Source organism: Verrucosispora sioxanthis (assembly GCF_010560025.1).
In the GTDB taxonomy this organism is placed as follows: domain Bacteria; phylum Actinomycetota; class Actinomycetes; order Mycobacteriales; family Micromonosporaceae; genus Micromonospora; species Micromonospora palythoicola.
In genome coordinates this window covers 279,536-298,993 of record NZ_SAIY01000009.1, presented here as the reverse complement: position 1 = coordinate 298,993, position 19,458 = coordinate 279,536, and the positions used below count along the sequence as shown (strand labels likewise).

Sequence of the window (19,458 nt, the reverse complement as noted above, 5' to 3'; positions counted from 1 at the left end):
GGCCACGGTGCTGGCCGTCCGGGCCGGTGACGACCGTCGGGCGGGTCGGATGTTGGAGCAGGCGCTGGACCTGGCCGCACCGGACGATCACCGTCGCCCGTTCCTGCGGGCCGAGCCGGGAGTGCGGGAGCTGCTCGCCGTCCATCTCGACTCCGGCACCGCCCACTGGTCTCTGGTGAGCGACCTGGTACGCGCCGCCGACACCCCGGCCGCGCCGACGGGCGGCACCGGCACCGCCGACGCGGTGGTGGCACCGCTGGACGAGCCGCTCACCGAGCGGGAGCTGACGATCCTGCGTTACCTGCAGAGCATCCTCTCCAACGTGGAGATCGCGGCGGAGCTGTCGGTCTCGGTCAACACCGTCAAGACCCACGTCCGCAACATCTACCGCAAGCTCGACGCGACCCGCCGCCGCGACGCCGTCCGCCGCGCCCGCCAACTCCATCTCATCTGACCCGCCCCACCCTGACCCGCCCCACCCTGACCCGCCCCACCCCGCGACCGTCTCGTCGATCATGAGGTTGTTGTCCCCGCCGTTCGGCGTGGCGCGACAACAACCTCATGATCAATCTGGGTCAGGGGGCGGCGGCGGCGTCGACGGCGGCGAGCAGGGTGGCCGGGGCGAAGTCGGCGTCGTGGCGGATGTCGTTGACGAAGAGGGTGGGGGTGGCGTCCACGCCGCTGCGAATGGCGCCGACGAAGTCGTGCCGGATCCGGTCGCCGTGTGCGTGGCGTCCGATCTCCGCCTCCACCTCGTCGACGGGCAGGCCGAGCTGCTCGACGCCGAGCGTCAGGTGCACCGGATCCAACTGGTCCTGGTGGTCGTAGAGCCAGTCGTGCATCTGCCAGAACCTGCCCCGCCGCCCGGCGGCCTCGGCGGCCTCGGCGGCCCGCTCGGCGTACGGGTGCACGTTGGTGATCGGGAAGTGGCGGTAGACGTGCCGGACGGTGTCGGCGCGCTGCCGCAACACCTCCGTCAGGTTGGCGTGGGCCAGGCCGCAGAAGGGGCACTGGAAGTCGCCGTACTGGACGATCGTCACCGGTGCGCTGTGCGGACCACGGATGTGGTCGTGCTCCGTGACGGGGGTGCGCAGTCGCGCGGTGACCTGCAGGGGCGTGGTCAGCTGGTCGGTCATATCCCCCAGCCTCGGGCCCGGTCGGGTGAGCGCGGCTCACCCGACCCGGGTGGTTCCGCCACGGCTCAGCGCAGCACCGGGGCGACCGCGATGTGGTTCTGCACCTCACGGATGCCGGGAGCGGACCAGACGACCCGTTCCACCTCGGCGCGTTCCGGCATCGAGTGCACCAGCCCGCCCAGCAGCACCGTGTCGCCGTGCACGCGTACCGTCACCTGCTCGGCGTCGGTGGCACGGTTGCGGGCCAGCGCGTCGACGATGCGCCGGGCCAGGAGGGCACCGTCCGGGCGTACCGGCGGCCGTACGGTCATGCCGTCGCTGACCCCACGTACGCCGTTCAGTTGGCCGACGGCCCGCTCGGCGGCGCGGCGCTGGTACTCCCACTCGACCTCGCCGTGCAGGGTGACCCAGCCCTGGGAAACCGTCACGTCGAGCGCGTCGACCGGCACGAACGCCTGCCACTGCAGGGCGTGCTGGACCGCGGCGGCGATCTCCGGGTCAGTGCGTTCGGCACCGGTCACCAGTCGCACCGCGAGGTCGTTGGCCACCGCCCGCACCTGCGTGACCCGGTGCGCGGCACGCTCGGCCGCCCACTTCTTGGCGTAGCTGTCCACCCGCCCGGTCAGCGTCACCACGCCCTCGGTGACGGCCACCCCGATCTCGTGCGGCCGTACCCGGGGCTCCCAGCCGAGTTCGTCGAGCACCGCGGACTGGATGTCCTGATCGGTGCGGTTGATCGTCGAGATGCTGGCCATCGGTCACTCCCTTCTCCGCAGGGGTGGGCGCGGATCGCGCGGCAGGGCCGCCGCGGAACGCACGCCACCGTGGCGCGGTGCGGCGCCGCCACCCACGCGCTGCTGACCCGCGCTGGGTCCGGCGCAGGCAGGCCCGGGCGCAGAACCCGCACCGGGTCCGGCCCAGGCAGGCCCCGGCGCTCAACCCGTGTCGGGCTCGGCAGGCCAGGTCCGCCACGACCGAGCCTGGTGGGTGTCCGGATGAGGCTGCCTCACCCGGATCGGACGAGGGACGGCGTCGACGCCCCTGCCGGCGGCCGAGACAGGTCCGGCGACACATGGTGCGCGGGCCGACGTCCGCGCTCCCCGGGGCAAGAAGTGAGGGTGCCGGCCGGCAGCACGACGGGCCCCGCCCGGCCTGGTCGGTCGGTGGGGCCCGTTGTCACCGGATGCGTCAGTTGACGGGAGCGGTGGGGTCGGCGGGGGAGTCGGGGCGGTCCACGTCGACGAACTCGATGTCCTCCATGGCGCGGTCACGACTTCCGGCGGCGCGTGCGGCGGTGCCGGCCGCCCAGCCGACCGCCGCACCGACCAGGGCGGCGCCGATGAGCAACGTCCACGGCAGCGCCGGCCGCCGTCCGGCGAGCGCGTCGAAGGCGAGACTGGCGCGGTGCCGGGCCTCCTCGGCGGCCGACTCGACCAGGTCTCCGGCGTCACCGGCGAGACCGGCGGAGCTGTGGCGGGCGGTGCGGGCGGTGTCGCGGATGCTGTCGCCCGCGCTGTTCACCGCTGAGACGAGGTGTTGCCACGCCTGGTCCGCGATCCGCTCCGGCTTGCTACGGCGGTCCAGCAGATGTGTTCCGAACATGATGGTTCCCTCCTCGACAGAGCCGGAGCCGGTGCACGCATCAGCTGTCGGCGGCGTTGTCCGGCCGGTGGCGGTTCGCATCGGAGGCTGTGCCCCCACCGGCCCGGCCGCAAACCCTCAGCTGCTGGCGTCCGGCCCCGAGGAATCGGCGCGTGCTCCGGGCGTGCTCCGCGTGGGGCTCGCCGGGCGGGTGGGGTCAGCCGGTGACCACCGCCACCACCGCCGGTCGGGCGAAGTCGTCGTCGTCATCGTCGTCGTCACCGTCACCACCGCCGAACCCGCAGGCCAGCACGAGGGCGAGCAGGGCACCGGCACCGGCGAGCGCGGCGAGTCTGCGAAGCATGATGGTCCTCCCGTCATAGGGGTCACCCGTGATGCTAGGCACACCGTGCCACCCTCGTCCGCCGCGCGCAGGTCAGACCGGTTCTCTCGGGGCACGCCGGCAGCGATGGGAAACGACGGGAATGGCCTCGGCCCGCTACCCTGGTTCGGCGGCGTCGGCGTGGCCGAGCGCCAAGTGATAAAGCCAATAAAGTTCGGATATGGGCGATTTACCCTGCCCCTGTCCGTGAATTGCTCATCCCGAGGGGTGGCGACCGAGGTGGTTGAAGGAATACTGTCGGTCGCGGCCCGCGTACTGATGAGGCGCCCGTCGTACGGGCGAGTGGAGGTGCTCGCGTGAGCCTGTCGATCCTGCAGACGGTTCGGCCCGGTGGTGTCATCGAGATCGCCCCTCGGGGCGAGATCGACGTCGACACCGCGTACGAGGTGAAAGAGGCCATCGCCGAGGTGCTGGCCAAGGGGCGGCCGGCCCGGATCGAGCTCAACATGCGGCTGGTCACCTTCATCGACTCGGTCGGCATCAGCGCCATGGTCGCCGGTTTCCAGACCGCCGAGGTCAGCGGAGTGAAGCTGATCGTCACCGAGCCGAGCCGGTTCGTCCACCGGCAGCTCTGGGTGACCGGTCTGCTCGGTCTCTTCGGCGCGCCCGAGCCCTACTACGCCGGGGCCGCCACGGCCTCCGAGGCAGTCCCTGGGGCCTGACCCGCCCCGACTGGCCGACGGGAGCGGATCACTCCCCGTCGAGGCCGGACAGATCCACGTCAGCCACCTCGGTGACCGCCCGCACCGCGGTCACCGAGGCGTAGCCGTCGGCGAGCAGGGCCAGGTCCGTGCCGGGCTGTACCGCCTGGCCCGGCTCTTCCAACGACGTGCGGACGAAGCCGTGTCCGGACTCGGCGACGGTCATCTGCACCTGGCCGAAGGTGGCCAGGGTGGCCTGGCGTACCCCGCGCAGCCGACCCAGCGGTAGATCCGGCGAGTTGACGTTCAGGACGCTCTCCGTCGGCGCCGCGGTCAGCCGGGGCAGCAGGTCCAGGGCGACCCGGGCGGCGGTGGCCCAGTTCCGTTCGGCGTCGCGTACCCGGGCGGCGGCCGCCACCGCGGCACCGCCGCTGGCCGCGGTCGCCTCACCGGCCGAGAGCACGTCCAGCGAGACCGCCATTGCCCGGCAGCCGTTCGCGGCGGCGGTGAAGGCGGCTCCCACCGTGCCGGAGTGCAGCACCGCGCGCCCCGCGTTGGCGCCCCGGTTGATTCCTGAAAGCAGCACCGACGGCGGCGGTCCGAAGGCACCGTGTACGGCGATGAGCGCGATGAACCCGGGTGAGCCACCGACGCCGAACGCCGGCACGCCGTCGAGTTCCGGCAGCGGATGCTCGCGGACCACCACCTGCCCGTCCTGCTCCACCGCGCTCATCGCGGCGCTGGTGCCGCTGGCCTCCTCCAACGGGGCGGCCACCACCACGTCCAGGCCCCGGTCGACGGCCGCCCGGGCCAGCGCCTGGATGCCCGGCGCGGCGATCCCGTCATCGTTGGTGATCAGGACCCGTAGCCTCACCGGCCACCCGCCCGTTGCGCCAGCTCGTCGGGGGTGGTCCGCTCCTGCGGACGGCTGCCCGCCGGTTCGAGTCGGACCCGGTCGACGAGGCCGTTGATCGAGTCGAGTCGGCCGGTGCCGAGGCCGTGCCGGGTGACGTTGAGTGCGCCGGCCGCCGCGCCGGTACGGATCGCCGTGCGCACATCGCCGCCCCGGGCCACCACGGCGGCGACCCCGGCGGTCATCGAGTCGCCCGCCCCGCGGGGGTCGGCCGCCTCCAGGCGCGGCATCCGCACCGTGAACACCTCGCCGTCGACGAGTGCCAACGCGGGCTTGTCGGCCCGGCTGACCACCACGTTCTCGGCACCGGAGGCGTGCAGGTCGTACATCGCGCGGGTGAGCTGTTCCTCGTCGTCGCCCTCGGCCCGCCCGTCGGCGATCAGCTCCTCGTGACTGACCTTGAGGAAGAAGACCCCGCTTTCCAGGACGGCCGTCAGGTGCTCGCCGCAGAGGTCCACCACCACCCGGCCGCCGTTGGCGCCGAGATCGGCGGCAAAACGCCGGTAGAGGTCGGCGGGGACCAGGGACGGATGGTTCGGGCCGCTCAACACGCTCACCGGCGCGCGCAGGCCCTCGCCGAGCGCGAGGTTGTACAGCTCGTCCAGCTCGTGCCGGCTCAACGGTTGGCCGATCACGTCGACGACCTCCCGACGGGTACCTTCGCGACGGTCGTGCACGTACCCGCCGGTGCCACCGGAGTCGCGGGCCACCACCTTGAGGTCGACCCCCTCGCTGACCAGCAACGGCTCCAGCACCTGCCCGACCTCGCCCCCGAGTGCCGCGCAGAGCACCACGTCGACGCCGAGGGACAGCACCATCCTGGCCTGCCACACCCCCTGCCCGCCCGGGTGCAGGTGCAGCTCCGGTGCGTCGCTCGGCTGGTCGATGGTGACGGTCAGCAGCGGGGTCGGCGCGAAGATCATGACGCGGCCGCTCATGAACGCACTCCGTGGTCCGTACCGTCGCCGGGCCTGGCGATTCGCTCGTCCATGGGCGTTCCTCCCGCTAGCGGACAAATACCGCTTCCTGGTACGACGGTATCCAACGAGACGCGTCGACGCGCGCCGAAGGGACGGTGCCCGGCCGGCCGACGGAAAAACGCAACGCCGGGTGAACCGCTCGTGAAGAGCGGTTCACCCGGCGCGACGAGGAGGTCAGTACACCGACAGGTGAACGTGGTTGGTGTGGTCGCTGGACGGGTCACCGCGGGCACCGCTGTACGACTTCCAGCCGCTGCTGGGCAACCAGATCTGCCTGTACCAGATCACGTAGAGCACCGCGAGCCGGTCGGCGTTGTTGACGAAGTACGCCGCCAGGTTGTTGCCGTAGGTCCGGTCACCTCCGGTCGCGTCCCCGCCGAAGCCCTTCTTCTGGGCCGCGAAGTCGCAGGCCCGACCCTTCGGGTGCTCGCCCGAGCCGCCGGAGCGGTAGCAGGAGACGTACCGGGTGAAGCCAGCCGACTTGGCCTGCTTCAGCGCGTGCAGGGTGCGTGGGGTGATGCAGCCGTTGGCCGGGGTGGGGTCGTTGACGCTGCACGACTCCGAGGGCCACGACCCGTCGGAGTTACGCGGAGCGGGCTTGGCGGTGGGACTCGACCCGCCGCTACGCGACGGTGACCGGGCGGCCCGTTCGGCGGCCCTGGCCCGCTCGGCCGCCTCGTCCCGCTCGATGGCCACGGTCAACGCCCGCTCGGCCTGGTCCTTGCGCTTGGCCATCACGGCCACCTGCTTGCGCTGTTCCTGGATCTCCGCGTCCAGGGCCAGCTTGGTGGCGCTGACCTCGTCCCGGGCGGTCTGGAGTTCCCGCAGCGCACGGTCCTCATTGGCGGCCACCGCGTCCAGCGCCGCCGCCCGGTCCATGAAACCGGCCGGTGACCCGCTGTTGAGCAGCGCCGACGCGGCACCCAGCCGTCCGGTGCGGTACGCCTGCGCGGCGATCTCGGCGACCTTGGTACCGCGCTCGGCGACCTGGCTCTCGGTCGTCTTGAGCTGCTCGGCCAGCTTCTTCTGTCGCTTCACCGAGCGGTCGAGCGCCGTCTTGGCGTCGAGATAGCCCTTGCTGGCCGCCTCCAACTGGGCCCGTAGTGCCGGGGTGCCGCCCTCGTCGTCCACATCTCCCGGTGCCGCCGCGCGCAACGCCTGCGGTGCGGCGGTCGCTGGGGAGAAGGGAGCCAGCGCGACGCCGAGGGTGAGGGCGAGCGCGGCGGCGATCAGGGCCGCCGTACGGGCGGCCGGTCTTACCGTTGCCACTGCTGGCATGCACATGTCCTTCCGTCAGCCGCCGACCGGGTTAGCTGACGGGTTCGGGACGGAAGATCCCTACCGCTGGCGCGGATACACCCCAGGAACGTGGTTCCCCGGTTCGCCCTGGCGGGCGATTAGGCGGCGGCCGCCGCCGGCACCGGTGGGTGCCGCCTGGCGGTGGCCGGGTCAGAGCCTACCGGTGCGCACGTGACCGGTGCAGCTGCTGTTACTGCTGGTGTTCGGTTGTTGACTAGTAGACCAGAGCAAATCGGACAATAACCTACTTTTCTCCGATTGGCCTGGTCACCACCGCACCGACCCGCAACCCCCGGGGTCGGTACGCGGCTCGACCTGGAGGGTCGCGTGTTCGATCTGGAAGTCCTCGTGCAGCGCCGAGCGGGCCGCCGCCAGGACGGTGCCGACATCGGCGTCCGGACTGACGGTCAGGTGTGCGGAGGCGACCTCCATTCCGGAGGTCAACGTCCAGACGTGCAGGTCGTGGACGCCGGCCACGCCCGGTACCGCGGCCAGCCGGTCGTGCACCGCGGTGACCTGCAGGTGCTCCGGTGCGGCCTGGACCAGGATGCGTACCGCTGCCCGGCCCAGGCGCCAGGTGCGGGGCAGGATGAACACGGCGATCGCGACCGCCACCAGCGGATCGGCCCACCACCAGTCGGTCACGGCGATCAGCAGGGCGGCCGCGATCACGCCCAGCGAGCCCAGCAGGTCCGCCAGCACCTCCAGGTAGGCCCCCCGCAGGTTGATGCTCTCCCGCGCCCCCGGGCGCAGCAGCGCGAACGCGGCGACGTTGGCGAGCAGGCCGAGCGCCGCCACCACCAGAACCGGGCCGGCGAGCACCTCGGGCGGATCCCCGAATCGACGTACCGCCTCGATCAGCACGTACACCGCGACGCCGGAGAGCAGTACGGCGTTGGCCAGGGCCGCGAGCACCTCCAGCCGGTAGAGCCCGAAGGTGCGTTGTGGGTCGGTGTCGGCCCGCCGGGTGGCGGCCACGGCCGCGAGGGCCATGCCGATGCCCAGCACATCGGTGAACATGTGCCCGGCGTCGGAGAGCAGGGCCAGCGAACCGGTCCGCAAAGCGGTGCCTGCCTCGATCAGCATCAGGGCGCTGAGCAGGGCGAACGCCGCCCACAGCCGGCCGGAGTGGCGGTGTGCGGCGTTTGAGACCGCAGCGTGGTGGTGGTCATGGCCGGCGCCCACCCAGACACCTTGCGTCGTCAGGCGGGCCGGGGACGGACCTATGCCAACATCGCTATGAGTGCAAGCGTCGGCTCGCGACTCAACCGGTCGGGTCGACGGTGGTCAACCGCTGGGTGGCCCGGGACAGCGCGACGTAGAGAGTACGGACACCGGCGCCGGGCTCCGCCCGGATCTCCGCCGGGGCGACCAGCACCACCCCGTCGTACTCCATGCCCTTGGCCTCCAGGCTGGTCACCACCTGCAACCGATCGCCGCCATGGGCTCCCAGCCAGGCCGCGACCTGGTCCCGTCGCGGCACCGGCGTGATCACCCCGACGGTGCCCTCCACCTCGCCGAGCAGGGCGCTGGCGGCCGTCACGACGGTGGTCTCCAACTCGGGCGCCGGCACCACGAGCCGCACCGGATCGATCCCGGTGGAGCGGACCGCGGTGGGCAGCGCGAGATCGGGGTACGCCCGCCGGATCTCGGCCGCCGCCACCGCGAAGATCTCGGCCGAGTTGCGGTAGTTCGTGGTGAGCGTGAAACGGTGCCGACGACGGCGACCCAGCGCCTGGTCGCGGGCCCGGGCCAACTCCTGCGGATCCCCCGTCCACGCGGTCTGCGCCGGGTCGCCCACCACCGTCCAGGACGCCAACCGGCCGCGCCGGCCCACCATCCGCCACTGCATCGGTGAGACGTCCTGGGACTCGTCGACCACCAGGTGGGCGTAGTCGCGGTAATCCTCGGGGCGCTCCCGGGCGGCCTGCCGGGCGGTTCGCTGCCGGTCGGCGAACGTGCTCAGCTCGCGTACCCCACCGGCCAACTGGAACGGGTCCCGCTTCCGGCGGGCAGCGCGCATCGGCTTGCCGAGCAGCGCGTCCAGCTCGTCCAGCAGCGCGACGTCGGCGACGGTCAGACCATCCGTGGCCAACCCCCGGTAGGCCGAGCCGAGCAGCCGGATCTCGGCGCCGGAGAGCAGTCCCGCGCCGTACCGGCGCAACCGCTGCGGATCGGCCAACCAGGCGAGCACGTGCCGCGGATGCAGCCGGGGCCACCACGCCTTCAGGAAGTCGCGGAAATCGGTCCGGTCGATCAGCTCGTCCTCGAAGGCGCGCTGCTCGGGCAACCCGGCGATGCCCAGCCGGCGGGCCTGCGCCCAGAGCGCGGCGAGCACGCCGTCGAAGCCGGCCCGACGCACCTCGTTGCGGCGGGCGCCACGAGGCAGCGCCCGCTCCCGGATGGCGTCCAGCTCGGCCCGCTCCAGCCGCAGCAGCGTGCCCCGGTACAGCAGGCGCAGCTCGGGCGGGGCGTCGGGCACCGCGTCCCGGGCGGCCCGTTCCAGCACCCGGCGCATCCGCAGCGAACCCTTGACCGCCGCCACCTCGGGCGGGTCGGTGCGGGTGGCCACCACCCCGGGGAACAGGGTGCCCAGCGAGTGCAGGGTGGCGGTGTCCTCACCAAGCGACGGCAGCACCGAGGCGATGTACTCGACGAAGACCGAGGAGGGGCCGATCACCAGGATGCCGCCCCCGGCGTACCGGCTGCGGTCGGTGTAGAGCAGGTATGCCGCGCGATGCAGCGCCACCGCCGTCTTGCCGGTGCCCGGGCCACCGGAGACGATCGTGACTCCCGAGCCGGGGGAGCGGATCGCCTCGTCCTGCTCGCGCTGGATGGTGGCCACGATGTCCCGCATGCCGCGACCGGTGGTCCGGGACAGGGTGGCCAGCAGCGCGCCGTCACCGACCACCGGCATGTCCGGTGGGGCGGCGTCCGGGTCCAGCAGGTCGTCCTCGATCCGGGTGACCCGCTCGCGGCTGGACTGGATCGTGCGGCGCCGGACGACGCCGAGCGGCTCGGCCGGCGTCGCCTGGTAGAAGGCGGCGGCGGCCGGGGCCCGCCAGTCCACCACCAGGGTGGTGGCGTCCTCGTCGCGGATACCGAGTCGCCCGACGTACAGGGTCTGCCCGTCACGCAGGTCGAGGCGGCCGAAGACCAGCCCCTCGTACTCGGCGTCGAGCAGGTGGCGTCGCTGCGCGGCGTGGAAGACCATCGCGTCCCGCTCGACGAGCGCACCGAAGTTGCCGACCCGGGCGAGCCGGTAGCCCTCCCGCTCCGCGCGGACGGCGGATCGGCGCAGCTCAGCCAGTCGCGCGTACACCCGGTCGAGATGCCGTTGCTCGGCGGCGATCTCCTGATCCAGGGTGCTCTGATCCACCGCTCGCTCTCCTCGTGACGCCGCCCGGCCAACCGCACGAGATTACGCCCCGCGTTCGACCTGGCCGGAAGGGCACCTCGGCCGAGGTGGTCGGCGGTCAGCCGGAGACGCGCCGTCCGGCCGGGAGATCATCCAGAACCCGGCGCAACACGCCGGCCAGGGCGGCGTTCACCTCCTCGGGCCGCTCCATCATCAGCATGTGTCCGGCACCGGGGCAGACGGTCAGGTCGGTGGCCGGCAGCGCGGCGGCGATCGACTCCGCGCACGGTGGCGGGGTGAGCCGGTCCCGGTCGCCGACCAGCGCCGCGGCCGGCAGGTGAGCCAGGGCGGTGAGCGTGTCCAGCCGGTGCTGGGTGCCGATGGAGGCCCGGAACCCGCCGATCGACCGCAGCGAGGCGCGGGCCACGGCCGAGGTGACCAGTCGAATGTCCGTGGGATCGCAGCGGTCCCCGAAGAGCATCCACCGGATGCTCGGGCGCAGCGCCCGCAGCAGTGCCCGAGGTGGTCGCCAGGCGCCGCAGCGGGCGAGGACTCCCGCTCCGGTGGTTTCGGCCAACCGGATGATCCGGGCGATCCGGGGCGAAAGACCGTAGACGGTGTGGGTGTGGCCCTCGGCGGTGGTGGAGACGAAGACCAGTCCGGCGGTGCGTCGGGAGAAGTGGTCCGGGTGACGGTGCGCGTACTCCATGATCGTCATGCCGCCCATCGAGTGGCCGACCAGCACCACCGGGCCGGTGGGTGCCACCGTGTCCAGCACCGCGGCCAGGTCGTCACCGAGTTGGGCCAGGGTGGCCGTGGGCAGGGCCATGCAGCTGGACCGGCCGTGCCCACGCGCGTCGTAGGTGACCACCCGGACCGAGCCGAACGCCTCGCGGACGGCGGCCAGCTGCCGGTGCCAACTGCGTCCGTCCAGGGTCCAGCCGTGCAGCAGCACGGCGGTCACCTCGGCGTCGGTCGGGCCGGCGGTTTCCACGTGCAGGCGTACGTCGTCGCCCAGCCGTACCTCGGTCGGCTCCGGCATCGCCACCTCCCCACGGCGCACGATCGCGTAACACCGGGGATACCCGGTGGTAACACCGGCTACCCGTCATGACAACACGCCAACCGGGGTGTTGAGAAGATCTCGTCGATCGGCTCTCGGCGGGGCGACGACCCGGCCAGGCTGAGAGGCATGGCAACCACGGGTGGCAACCCCGCCGGCTCCGCGCTCGCCGGCCAGGCCCGCGGGGCACGCCGCGCGCGGCCCTGACCGAGCTGCTCGCCGGCAACCGGCGGTTCGTCAGCGGCAACCGGTGCACGGTCACGACGTGACCGCGGCGGCCGCGACCGCTTCGGGCGACCAGCAGCCGTACGCCGTGGTGCTGGGCTGCATCGACTCGCGGGTGCCGTTGGAGGCGATCTTCGACCAGACCTTCGGCTCGATCTGTGTCATCCGTACCGGGGCGCACGTGCTGGATCGGGCGGTGCTGGGCTCGATCGAGTACGTGGTCGAGGTGCTGGGCGTACCGCTGGTGATGGTGCTGGGTCACGAGCAGTGCGGGGCGGTGCAGGCGACCATCGACTCCCTGCGCACCGGTCGGCGTCCGGCCGGCGCGCTGGCCCATCTGGTCGACCGGATCGTGCCGGCGGTCACCGAGGTGGGGCTGGACGAGAAGGACCTGCTGCCGCTCGCCGTCCGCCGGCATGTGGTCCGTACGGTGGCCGCGCTGCGCGCCGACCCCAGGCTGACGCCGCCGGTCGCCGCCGGTCGGCTCGCCGTCACCGGAGCCGTCTACGACCTCGCCACCGGTGAGGTGGCCCTGCTGGACCCGCCGGAACGGGCATGAGACGGTGAACGCCCGCCGGGGGGGACCCGACGGGCGTTCACAGGTGGTACGGGGCGGGCGCGGCGCGCCCTCGGCCGATCAGGCCTCGAAGACGCCGGCCTCGACCAGGCGCTTCTCGGTGGCGTCCCAGCCGTCGCCCGGGTGGGCGGCGTTGAGACCGTTGATCTCGGCGCGGATCTTGGCGGCGTGGCCGGCGGCGGCCAGCACCCGGATCTCCTCGACGAAGGCCTCGGAGTCGGTGCGCAGGTGCGCCGTCTTGCCGTTGGTGAGGTTCCGCACGTAGGCGTGCTTGCCGCCGTTGAGCGGGATGAGGTACTTGAACTCGCCCAGCACGCTGAGGGCGCCACCCTGGCCAGCCTGGCCGGCCCGGACTGACGCGCGCGCGGTCTTAGAGGTGTTGCTCGCCACGGAGGTACTCCTTGCAAGACGTACGGAGGACGGAACGTCCGGGGGCTGGTGCGGGCGCCGTCAAGGCGAGACCCGCGGAGGCTTACGCGGCACAGGCCGCCGATGGAACTGTACACGACCCACGATGCCGGCTGGTCATCGCGGCGTCAGGAGGTGGAACCCCGGTCACCTGTCCGGGTATTCCGGGCGGCGGATTTTCCGATTCCCTGGCGTACCATCCGTCACAGCAGTCATCATGTGTTCCACAAGCCCGGATCGGGCGAGGTCGTAGGGGAAGACGCACCTCGCACTCCGGGAGGTCACCGTGCCAACGCGTGGCGTCGTATACGTCCACTCGACCCCGCTCGCCGTGTGCTCGCACGTCGAGTGGGCGATCGCGCGCGTCCTCGCCGCGCCGGTCAACCTGCAGTGGACGGCCCAGCCCGTCGATCCCGGCGCCCGCCGGGCCGAGTGCGGGTGGTCCGGTCGCCCGGGAACGGGCGCCGAACTGGCCGCTGCCCTCCGGCAGTGGCCCATGATCCGTTTCGAGGTCACCGAGGAGCCCAGCCCGGGCGTCGACGGTGAGCGCTTCATGCACGTGCCGGGCCGCGGCCTGTTCCGGGCGACCGTGGGCGCCGCCGGGGACATCCAACTCGGCGAGGACCGGCTGCGCAGCATCATGGCGGGCGCGCGGGCGCCGGAGGCCCTGGCGCACGCCCTCGACAAGGCACTCGGCACCGCGTGGGACGCCGAACTGGAGCCGTACCGCCACGCCGGCGACGGTGCACCGGTGACCCTGCTCACCCGGGTGGGCTGACCGGGGCGCGAGCAGCGGTCAAGTTGCCCGGTACGCGGTGAACTGGTGGGATGGTCCGCGTGTCGACTACCCCTCGGCGCGTCGCCGCCGCGCTCGGCCTGGTGACCGCGCTGCTCGTCGCCGGCTGTTCCGGGGCCGGTCAACAACCCTCGGCGGGCCCTGCCTCGACAACGGCCCCGCAGCCCGCGCCGCCGTCGAGCACCCCGCCAGAGGATCCGGCCACCCTGGCCGCGACCCTGGTCGGCGAACTCGCCGACGAGGACCTGGTCGGCCAGGTGCTGATGCCGTACGCCTACGGCGACCACGCGACGAAGGTGTCGGCCGGTTCGGCGGCCGGCAACCGGGCACTGGCCGGGGTGGACACGCCCGCCGAGATGATCGAGAAGTACCGCCTCGGTGGGCTGATCCTGGTGGGTTTCAGCGCGGACGACCCCACCCAGGGCAACCAGGAGACCACGAACGTCGACGATCCGAAGCAGGTCCGCAACCTGACCACCGGATTGCGCGAGGCCGCCGGGCGGCTGCCCGCCGGCACGGCGCCCTTCCTGATCGGCACCGACCAGGAGTACGGCGTGGTCACCCGGATCACCGACGGGGTCACCATGCTGCCCAGCGCGCTCGGTGCCGGCGCCGCCGGTGACCCGGACCTGACCGAGGCCGCCTGGCGTGCCGCCGGCACCGAACTGACCGCCATGGGCATCAACGTGGACTTCGCGCCGGTCGCGGACGTGCTGGTGACCCGCAGCGCCGTGATCGGATCCCGGTCCTTCGGTTCGGATCCCCAGCGGGCGGCCGACCAGGTCGGCGGCGCGGTACGCGGACTGCAGTCCGCCGGGGTGGCCGCCACCCTCAAGCACTTCCCGGGGCACGGGCACAGCGCCGTCGACTCCCACACGGACCTGCCCCGGCTCCCGCAGTCCCGGGGCGAGCTGGCGGCCGAGGCGTGGCCGCCGTTCACCGCCGGCATCGAGGCCGGCGCGTTGGCCGTGATGTCGGCCCACCTCGACGTGCGCTCGATCGACCCGGGCGTGGCCGCCACCTTCTCGTACAAGCTGCTCACCGAGGTGCTGCGCGGGGAACTCGGCTTTGCGGGTGTGGTGATCACCGACGGCATGAACATGGCGCCGGCCCGTCGCTTCCCGCCGGGCGAGGCGGCGGTGCGGGCGCTGAAGGCCGGCAACGACCTGATCCTCATGCCCCCGCACGTCGGGCAGGCGTACGAGGGGCTGCTGACCGCGCTGCGCGACGGCACGCTGCCACGCAGCCGGCTGGTCGAGGCGGCCACCCGCGTACTGACCATGAAGTTCACCCTGGGCGACACACCCACACCGGCGTTGTCCACGCTTGGTGCACCGGCACACCGCGAAGCGGCCGAGGCGTTGGCTGCCGGGGCGGTGACCGTGCTGCGCGGCCGGTGCGACACCACGGGTGTCCGTGGTCCGGTGACCGTCACCTCGTCTGGCGGGCGGGCGCACACCCGGGCGGCGCTGACCAAGGCACTGACCAAGGCCGGCGTGCAGGTGGTGCTCAAGGGCGGCACCGTGGTGCATCTGGTCGGCTACGGCGACGGCGCGCAGGACCTGCGGACCGGCGCGGCCGTCACCGTCGCCATGGACACCCCGTACGTGCTCGCCAAGGCGAAATCGGCCACCCTGCTGGCCACCTACTCGTCCAGCCGGGCATCGATGACCGCGCTCGCCGACGTGCTCGCCGGTAAGACCCGCCCGGCGGGCCGCGCCCCGGTCAAGGTGCCCGGGCTGCCCACCACCACCTGCGCGGACTGACCCCGGGTCAGGGCGTCGCGACGAGGGTGTCGCGGGCCAGCCGGTACGCGGGCAGCACGTCGACCGGCTCACCGAGGCTGGTGCTGCTCGCTTCGACAAGCACCGTCCGGTTGGCCACCGTCACGGCCAGCGCCCACTCCCGCACGTCGGAGTCGGTGAGCGCCCGCCGGCTGAGCCAGGTCGCCTCCACCACGTCGAGGTCGCCGGTGCGGGTCTGGCGGTACTGCGGCCCGCTCGACTCCGGCTCGGCGGTGACGAACGCCTCCAGCGCCTGTCGCGCCGGCGTGCCAGCGTCGTCGGCCGTCCAGACCCGCAGGAAACCCGGCACCACCGCACGACCGTCCAGCTCGCAGCGCACTGTCGAACCGCCACGACGGGTCAGCGCCTCCGCCACGATGTCACCCAACTCGTCGCTGGCCGCCGGAGTCTCGATCGGCTCGGCCGCCCAGCCGTCGGCCAGCCCGAAGGTGACCGGCAGCGGGCAGGGCGCTCCGCCGCCGACCATGTCCACGGACGCCGCGGCGGTCACCTCGTCGTGCCATGGCTCGCCGGTCGCGCCGCCGGCATCCTCCCCGGTGCCGCCGCAGCCACCGAGCAGCCCGATGGTCAGCGTCGCCGCCGCGATGGTCAGTCGTCCCACGTCCCCAACCCCCGTCATTGATCGACAAGGGAGCCAGCAAAGCGGGGTGGCGGGCGGGCGTCAAGTCGTCGTGCCGCCGGTCCCGGAGTGTCGGGAAACGCCGCAGGTCACGGCGTTTCCCGACACTCAAGTCGGCTCAGGGGCGGGTGAAGACCAGCGCCACGTTGTGGCCGCCGAAGCCGAACGAGTTGTTGAGCGCGGCGGGCACGTCCATGTGCCGCGCCTTGTTGGCCGCCACGTCCAGGGTGAGACCGTCGTCCGGGTCGTCCAGGTTGATCGTCGGCGGCACCACCCCGTCGCGGATCGCCAGGATGGTGGCGATCGACTCCAGCGCCCCGGCCGCGCCGAGCAGGTGACCGGACATGGACTTGGTGGCGGTGAGCACCGGGTGGTCGCCCAGCGCGGCTCGCAACGCCGTGATCTCCGCGATGTCGCCCACCGGGGTCGAGGTGGCGTGCGCGTTGACGTGGACGATGTCGGACTTCGCCACGTCCGCGTCGGAGATCGCCTTCGCGATCGCCCGGATCGCGCCGGCACCCTCCGGGTGCGGCTGGACGATGTCGAAGCCGTCGGAGGTGATGCCCGCGCCGGCGAGCCGCGCGTACACCCGGGCGCCCCGGGCGGCGGCGTGGTCGGCCCGCTCCAGCACGATGACGCCGGCACCCTCGCCGAGCACGAAGCCGTCACGGCCCTTGTCCCACGGGCGGGAGGCCCGCTCCGGCTCGTCGTTGCGGGTCGACATCGCGCGCATCGAGGAGAAACCGGCGATCGGCAGCGGGTGGATCACCGCCTCGGTGCCGCCGGCCACCACCACGTCGGCGCGGCCGGCACGGATCATGTCCAGGCCGAGCGCGATCGCCTCCGCGCCGGTCGCGCAGGCACTGGCCACGGAATGCACCCCGGCGCGGGCGCCCAACTCCAGGCCGACCCAGGCGGCCGGGCCGTTCGGCATCAGCATCGGGATGGTGTGCGGGGAGACCCGCCGGGGACCGGACGCCTCCAGCACGTCGTCCTGGGCGAGCAGGGTCAGCGCCCCGCCGATGCCCGAGCCGACGCTGACGCCGAGCCGCTCCGGGTCGAGCCCGGAATCGGCCAGGCCGGCGTCCGACCAGGCCTGGTGGGCGGCGATCAGGGCGATCGCCTCGGAGCGGTCCAGCCGGCGTAGCTTCACCCGGTCCAGCAGACCGGCCGGATCGACCGCGAGCTGGGCGGCGATCCGGACCGGCAGTTGCGCGGACCACTCCTGGGCGAGCGAACTCACCCCGGAGCGGCCAGCGAGCATGGCGTCCCAGGTCGACGCGACGTCCCCGCCCAGCGGGGTGGTCGCGCCGAGCCCGGTGACGACGACGTCGATGCGACTCATGATCAGGACTGCGCCTCGATGTAGCTGACGGCGTCCCCGACGGTCTTGAGGTTCTGCACCTCGTTGTCAGGGATCTTGACGCCGAACTTCTCCTCGGCGGCGACCACGACCTCCACCATGGAGAGCGAGTCGACGTCCAGGTCGTCGGTGAAGGACTTCCCCTCGGCCACGTCGTCCGGGTTCACCCCGGCAACCTCTTCGAGGATCTCGGCGAGGCCGGCGGTGATCTCGTCACGGGTCATTGCGGTGGGTTCCTCTCATCGGGTTCTCTCGACGGGGCGGCGACGCCACCCGTCGCTCCTCGGCGCCGCGCGCCGTGGGGGTATCAGGGGCAGCGGACGACCTGACCGGCATAGGTGAGGCCGCCGCCGAAGCCGAACAGCAGCACCGGGGCGCCGGAGGGCACCTCGCGGCGCTCCACCAGCTTGGACAGGGCCAGCGGGATGCTGGCCGCGGAGGTGTTGCCGGACTCGACGATGTCCTTGGCGATGATCGCCTGGCCGATGTTCAGCCGCTTCGCGATGCCGTCGATGATCCGCGCGTTGGCCTGGTGCGGGACGAAGGCGGCCAGCTCCGACGGGTCGACACCGGCGCGTTCGCACGCCTGCAGGGCCAGCGGGGCCAGCGCCGTGGTGGCCCAGCGGAACACCGTCTGCCCCTCCTGGGCGACGTACGGCCGCCAACCCTCGATGCGCACCGCGTCGCCGCGCTCCGGCACGGAGCCCCAGACCACCGGGCCGACACCCGCCGGCTCGTCCTCCGCGGCGGCGGTGACCACGGCCGCGCCCGCGCCGTCACCGAAGATGATGCAGGTGGAGCGGTCGGTCCAGTCGGTGAAGTCGGACAGCTTCTCCGCACCGATCACCAAAGCGTTGCGGGACGCACCGGCACGGATCGCGTGGTCGACCGTGCCCAGCGCGTACGCGAAACCGGAGCACGCGGTGTTGACGTCGTACGCCCCCGGGGCGTTGATCCCCAGCTTGGCGGCGACCCGGCAGGCCACGTTCGGGCTGCGGTCGATCGAGGTGCAGGTGGCCACCACGACCAGGTCGATGTCGGCGGCGGTCAGGCCGGCGTTCGCCAGCGCCTTGTCGGCGGCGGCCGCGGCCATGTCGGCGACCGTCTCGTCACCGGCGATCCGGCGGGTCGCGATGCCGACCCGGTCGCGGATCCACTCGTCGTTGGTCTCCACCAGCTGGGCGATCTCGTCGTTGGTCACCACCCGGGACGGCTGGTAGTGCCCGAGGGACAGGATCCGGCTGCCCGTCATGACGAGGCCTCCCCAGCGTGGTTGTCGTCGCGAGACATGTGCGTACTGGTTTCGTCGACCGTGCCGTGCCGGGCGATGAGATCCCGGGCGGCGGGCAGGTCGTCCGGGGTCTTCACGGTGACGATCTCCGGTGCGTTCGCACCGGCGAGTTCCCGCTTGACCAGGCCGGCGAGCGTGCCGGCGGGCGGCAGCTCGAGCACGCCGGTCACCCCGAGGCGGGCGAGAGTGGCCATGCAGAGATCCCAGCGGACCGGGGCGGTGACCTGCCGGACCAGTCGGTCGAGCAACTCCCGGCCGGTGTCGACGGCCATCCCGTCGAGGTTGGACAGCAGGATGCGGTCCGGGTCGTTCGGGGTGGTCCCGGCGGCGACGGCGGCCAGCGCCGTCTCCGCCGGAGCCATGTACGGGGTGTGGAAGGCACCGGCCACCTGCAACCGGACGACCCGGACCCGCTGCGGGGGCTCGGCGGCCAGCTTCTCCAACCCGTCGAGCGCACCGGCGGCGACGACCTGGCCCTTACCGTTGCGGTTGGCGGCGTGCAGCCCGTGCGCGCTGATCGCGGCGAGCACCTCGTCCGGGTCGCCACCGAGCACCGCGGCCATGCCGGTCGGCTCCAGCGCGCAGGCGGCGGCCATCTCCCGGCCACGTACGCCGGCGAGGGTGATCGCCGCCTCCGCCGGCAGCGCCCCGGCCAGCGCCGCCGCGCCGAGCTCACCGACGCTGTGTCCCGCGGTCACCGCGACCTGGCGCATCGGCAGGTGCTCGGCGGCGAGCAGTGCCGCGGTGACCAGCAGCGGCTGGGTGCGGGCGGTGTCCCGGATCTCGTCGGCGTCGGCGGTGGTGCCCAGGTGCACCAGGTCGACGCCGGCCAGCTCGGACCACGAGTGCAGTCGGGACTCGGCGTCGGGCAGGTCGAGCCAGGGGGTCAGAAAGCCGGGTTTCTGGGAACCCTGGCCGGGGCAGAGTACGGCGAGCACGTCTATGACTCTCCTGGATACCCATGGGTTGCGCTGTGCCGGCTGGCACCAAACCGCACTAG

The 19,458-nt window shown here is 72.7% G+C and carries 21 protein-coding genes and 1 riboswitch; of the genes, 5 read left to right on the top strand and 16 right to left on the bottom strand.

All coding sequences use genetic code 11. From position 1 onward, the window contains the following. Positions 1-454: helix-turn-helix transcriptional regulator (locus ENC19_RS24175; RefSeq protein ID WP_164449348.1), on the top strand; the 454-nt coding region annotated here is incomplete at its 5' end. Between the two features lie 121 nt (positions 455-575). Here the strand turns inward: ENC19_RS24175 and ENC19_RS24170 are convergent. The 4 genes from ENC19_RS24170 to ENC19_RS24155 form a co-directional block, all read right to left on the bottom strand. Continuing rightward, positions 576-1,124 (bottom strand): DsbA family protein, encoded by a 549-nt coding sequence (locus ENC19_RS24170; protein ID WP_164449373.1) that lies wholly within the window; start codon positions 1,122-1,124, stop codon positions 576-578. 77 nt (positions 1,125-1,201) lie between these two features. Continuing rightward, complete coding sequence (locus ENC19_RS24165; protein WP_164449347.1) at positions 1,202-1,891, bottom strand: BON domain-containing protein; 690 nt, start codon at positions 1,889-1,891, stop codon at positions 1,202-1,204. Between the two features lie 433 nt (positions 1,892-2,324). Next, positions 2,325-2,738, bottom strand: coding sequence for a hypothetical protein (locus ENC19_RS24160; RefSeq protein ID WP_164449346.1), 414 nt, complete (start codon positions 2,736-2,738; stop codon positions 2,325-2,327). A 196-nt stretch (positions 2,739-2,934) separates the two neighbouring features. After that, entirely contained in the window at positions 2,935-3,081 is a 147-nt protein-coding gene (locus ENC19_RS24155; protein ID WP_164449345.1) for a hypothetical protein, read from the bottom strand. 335 nt (positions 3,082-3,416) lie between these two features. Between ENC19_RS24155 and ENC19_RS24150 the strand changes: the two genes are divergently transcribed. Beyond that, positions 3,417-3,782, top strand: coding sequence for an STAS domain-containing protein (locus ENC19_RS24150; RefSeq protein ID WP_164449344.1), 366 nt, complete (start codon positions 3,417-3,419; stop codon positions 3,780-3,782). 28 nt (positions 3,783-3,810) lie between these two features. On the opposite strand, the gene surE is transcribed toward ENC19_RS24150, so the two are convergent. From surE to ENC19_RS24120, 6 genes are all read right to left on the bottom strand, one after another. Next, entirely contained in the window at positions 3,811-4,635 is an 825-nt protein-coding gene (gene surE, locus ENC19_RS24145) for a 5'/3'-nucleotidase SurE (RefSeq protein WP_164449343.1), read from the bottom strand. Further along, positions 4,632-5,612, bottom strand: a complete 981-nt coding sequence (locus ENC19_RS24140) for a 1-phosphofructokinase family hexose kinase (RefSeq protein WP_208021003.1) — start codon at positions 5,610-5,612, stop codon at positions 4,632-4,634. The genes surE and ENC19_RS24140 overlap by 4 nt, the downstream gene beginning before the upstream one ends. Positions 5,613-5,828: 216 nt before the next feature. Then, entirely contained in the window at positions 5,829-6,932 is a 1,104-nt protein-coding gene (locus tag ENC19_RS24135; protein WP_164449342.1) for a coiled-coil domain-containing protein, read from the bottom strand. Between the two features lie 4 nt (positions 6,933-6,936). Then, positions 6,937-7,068, bottom strand: a riboswitch (cyclic di-AMP (ydaO/yuaA leader). Positions 7,069-7,220: 152 nt separating this feature from the next. After that, positions 7,221-8,138 carry a cation diffusion facilitator family transporter gene (locus ENC19_RS24130; RefSeq protein ID WP_164449341.1) on the bottom strand — a complete coding sequence of 306 codons (918 nt, stop codon included), beginning with the start codon at positions 8,136-8,138 and terminating at the stop codon, positions 7,221-7,223. Positions 8,139-8,217: 79 nt separating this feature from the next. Beyond that, entirely contained in the window at positions 8,218-10,332 is a 2,115-nt protein-coding gene (locus ENC19_RS24125) for a HelD family protein (protein WP_164449340.1), read from the bottom strand. A gap of 97 nt (positions 10,333-10,429) precedes the next feature. Next, on the bottom strand, positions 10,430-11,353 hold the full coding sequence (locus ENC19_RS24120; protein WP_164449339.1) for an alpha/beta fold hydrolase: 924 nt from the start codon (positions 11,351-11,353) through the stop codon (positions 10,430-10,432). 286 nt (positions 11,354-11,639) lie between these two features. Here ENC19_RS24120 and ENC19_RS24115 point away from each other — a divergent pair, with 286 nt between their 5' ends. Beyond that, positions 11,640-12,158, top strand: a complete 519-nt coding sequence (locus tag ENC19_RS24115; RefSeq protein WP_328824364.1) for a carbonic anhydrase — start codon at positions 11,640-11,642, stop codon at positions 12,156-12,158. Positions 12,159-12,236: 78 nt separating this feature from the next. Here the strand turns inward: ENC19_RS24115 and ENC19_RS24110 are convergent, their stop codons facing one another. Continuing rightward, positions 12,237-12,566, bottom strand: a complete 330-nt coding sequence (locus tag ENC19_RS24110; RefSeq protein WP_111245442.1) for a hypothetical protein — start codon at positions 12,564-12,566, stop codon at positions 12,237-12,239. Positions 12,567-12,870: 304 nt separating this feature from the next. Between ENC19_RS24110 and ENC19_RS24105 the strand changes: the two genes are divergently transcribed. Both ENC19_RS24105 and ENC19_RS24100 read left to right on the top strand, forming a co-directional pair. Then, a complete protein-coding gene (locus ENC19_RS24105) occupies positions 12,871-13,362 on the top strand; it encodes a DUF3145 domain-containing protein (protein WP_164449338.1) in 492 nt (163 codons plus the stop codon). Positions 13,363-13,412: 50 nt separating this feature from the next. After that, a complete protein-coding gene (locus ENC19_RS24100; protein ID WP_164449337.1) occupies positions 13,413-15,146 on the top strand; it encodes a glycoside hydrolase family 3 protein in 1,734 nt (577 codons plus the stop codon). 7 nt (positions 15,147-15,153) lie between these two features. Here the strand turns inward: ENC19_RS24100 and ENC19_RS24095 are convergent, their stop codons facing one another. The 5 genes from ENC19_RS24095 to ENC19_RS24075 form a co-directional block, all read right to left on the bottom strand. Then, positions 15,154-15,786 carry a lipoprotein gene (locus tag ENC19_RS24095; RefSeq protein ID WP_164449336.1) on the bottom strand — a complete coding sequence of 211 codons (633 nt, stop codon included), beginning with the start codon at positions 15,784-15,786 and terminating at the stop codon, positions 15,154-15,156. A gap of 136 nt (positions 15,787-15,922) precedes the next feature. Next, positions 15,923-17,149 carry a beta-ketoacyl-ACP synthase II gene (gene fabF, locus ENC19_RS24090; RefSeq protein WP_164449335.1) on the bottom strand — a complete coding sequence of 409 codons (1,227 nt, stop codon included), beginning with the start codon at positions 17,147-17,149 and terminating at the stop codon, positions 15,923-15,925. A 2-nt stretch (positions 17,150-17,151) separates the two neighbouring features. Further along, a complete protein-coding gene (locus ENC19_RS24085) occupies positions 17,152-17,391 on the bottom strand; it encodes an acyl carrier protein (protein ID WP_007072348.1) in 240 nt (79 codons plus the stop codon). A gap of 83 nt (positions 17,392-17,474) precedes the next feature. After that, positions 17,475-18,419, bottom strand: a complete 945-nt coding sequence (locus tag ENC19_RS24080) for a beta-ketoacyl-ACP synthase III (RefSeq protein WP_164449334.1) — start codon at positions 18,417-18,419, stop codon at positions 17,475-17,477. After that, entirely contained in the window at positions 18,416-19,396 is a 981-nt protein-coding gene (locus tag ENC19_RS24075; protein WP_164449333.1) for an ACP S-malonyltransferase, read from the bottom strand. Before ENC19_RS24075 ends, ENC19_RS24080 begins: the two co-directional genes overlap by 4 nt. Positions 19,397-19,458 lie beyond the last annotated feature (62 nt).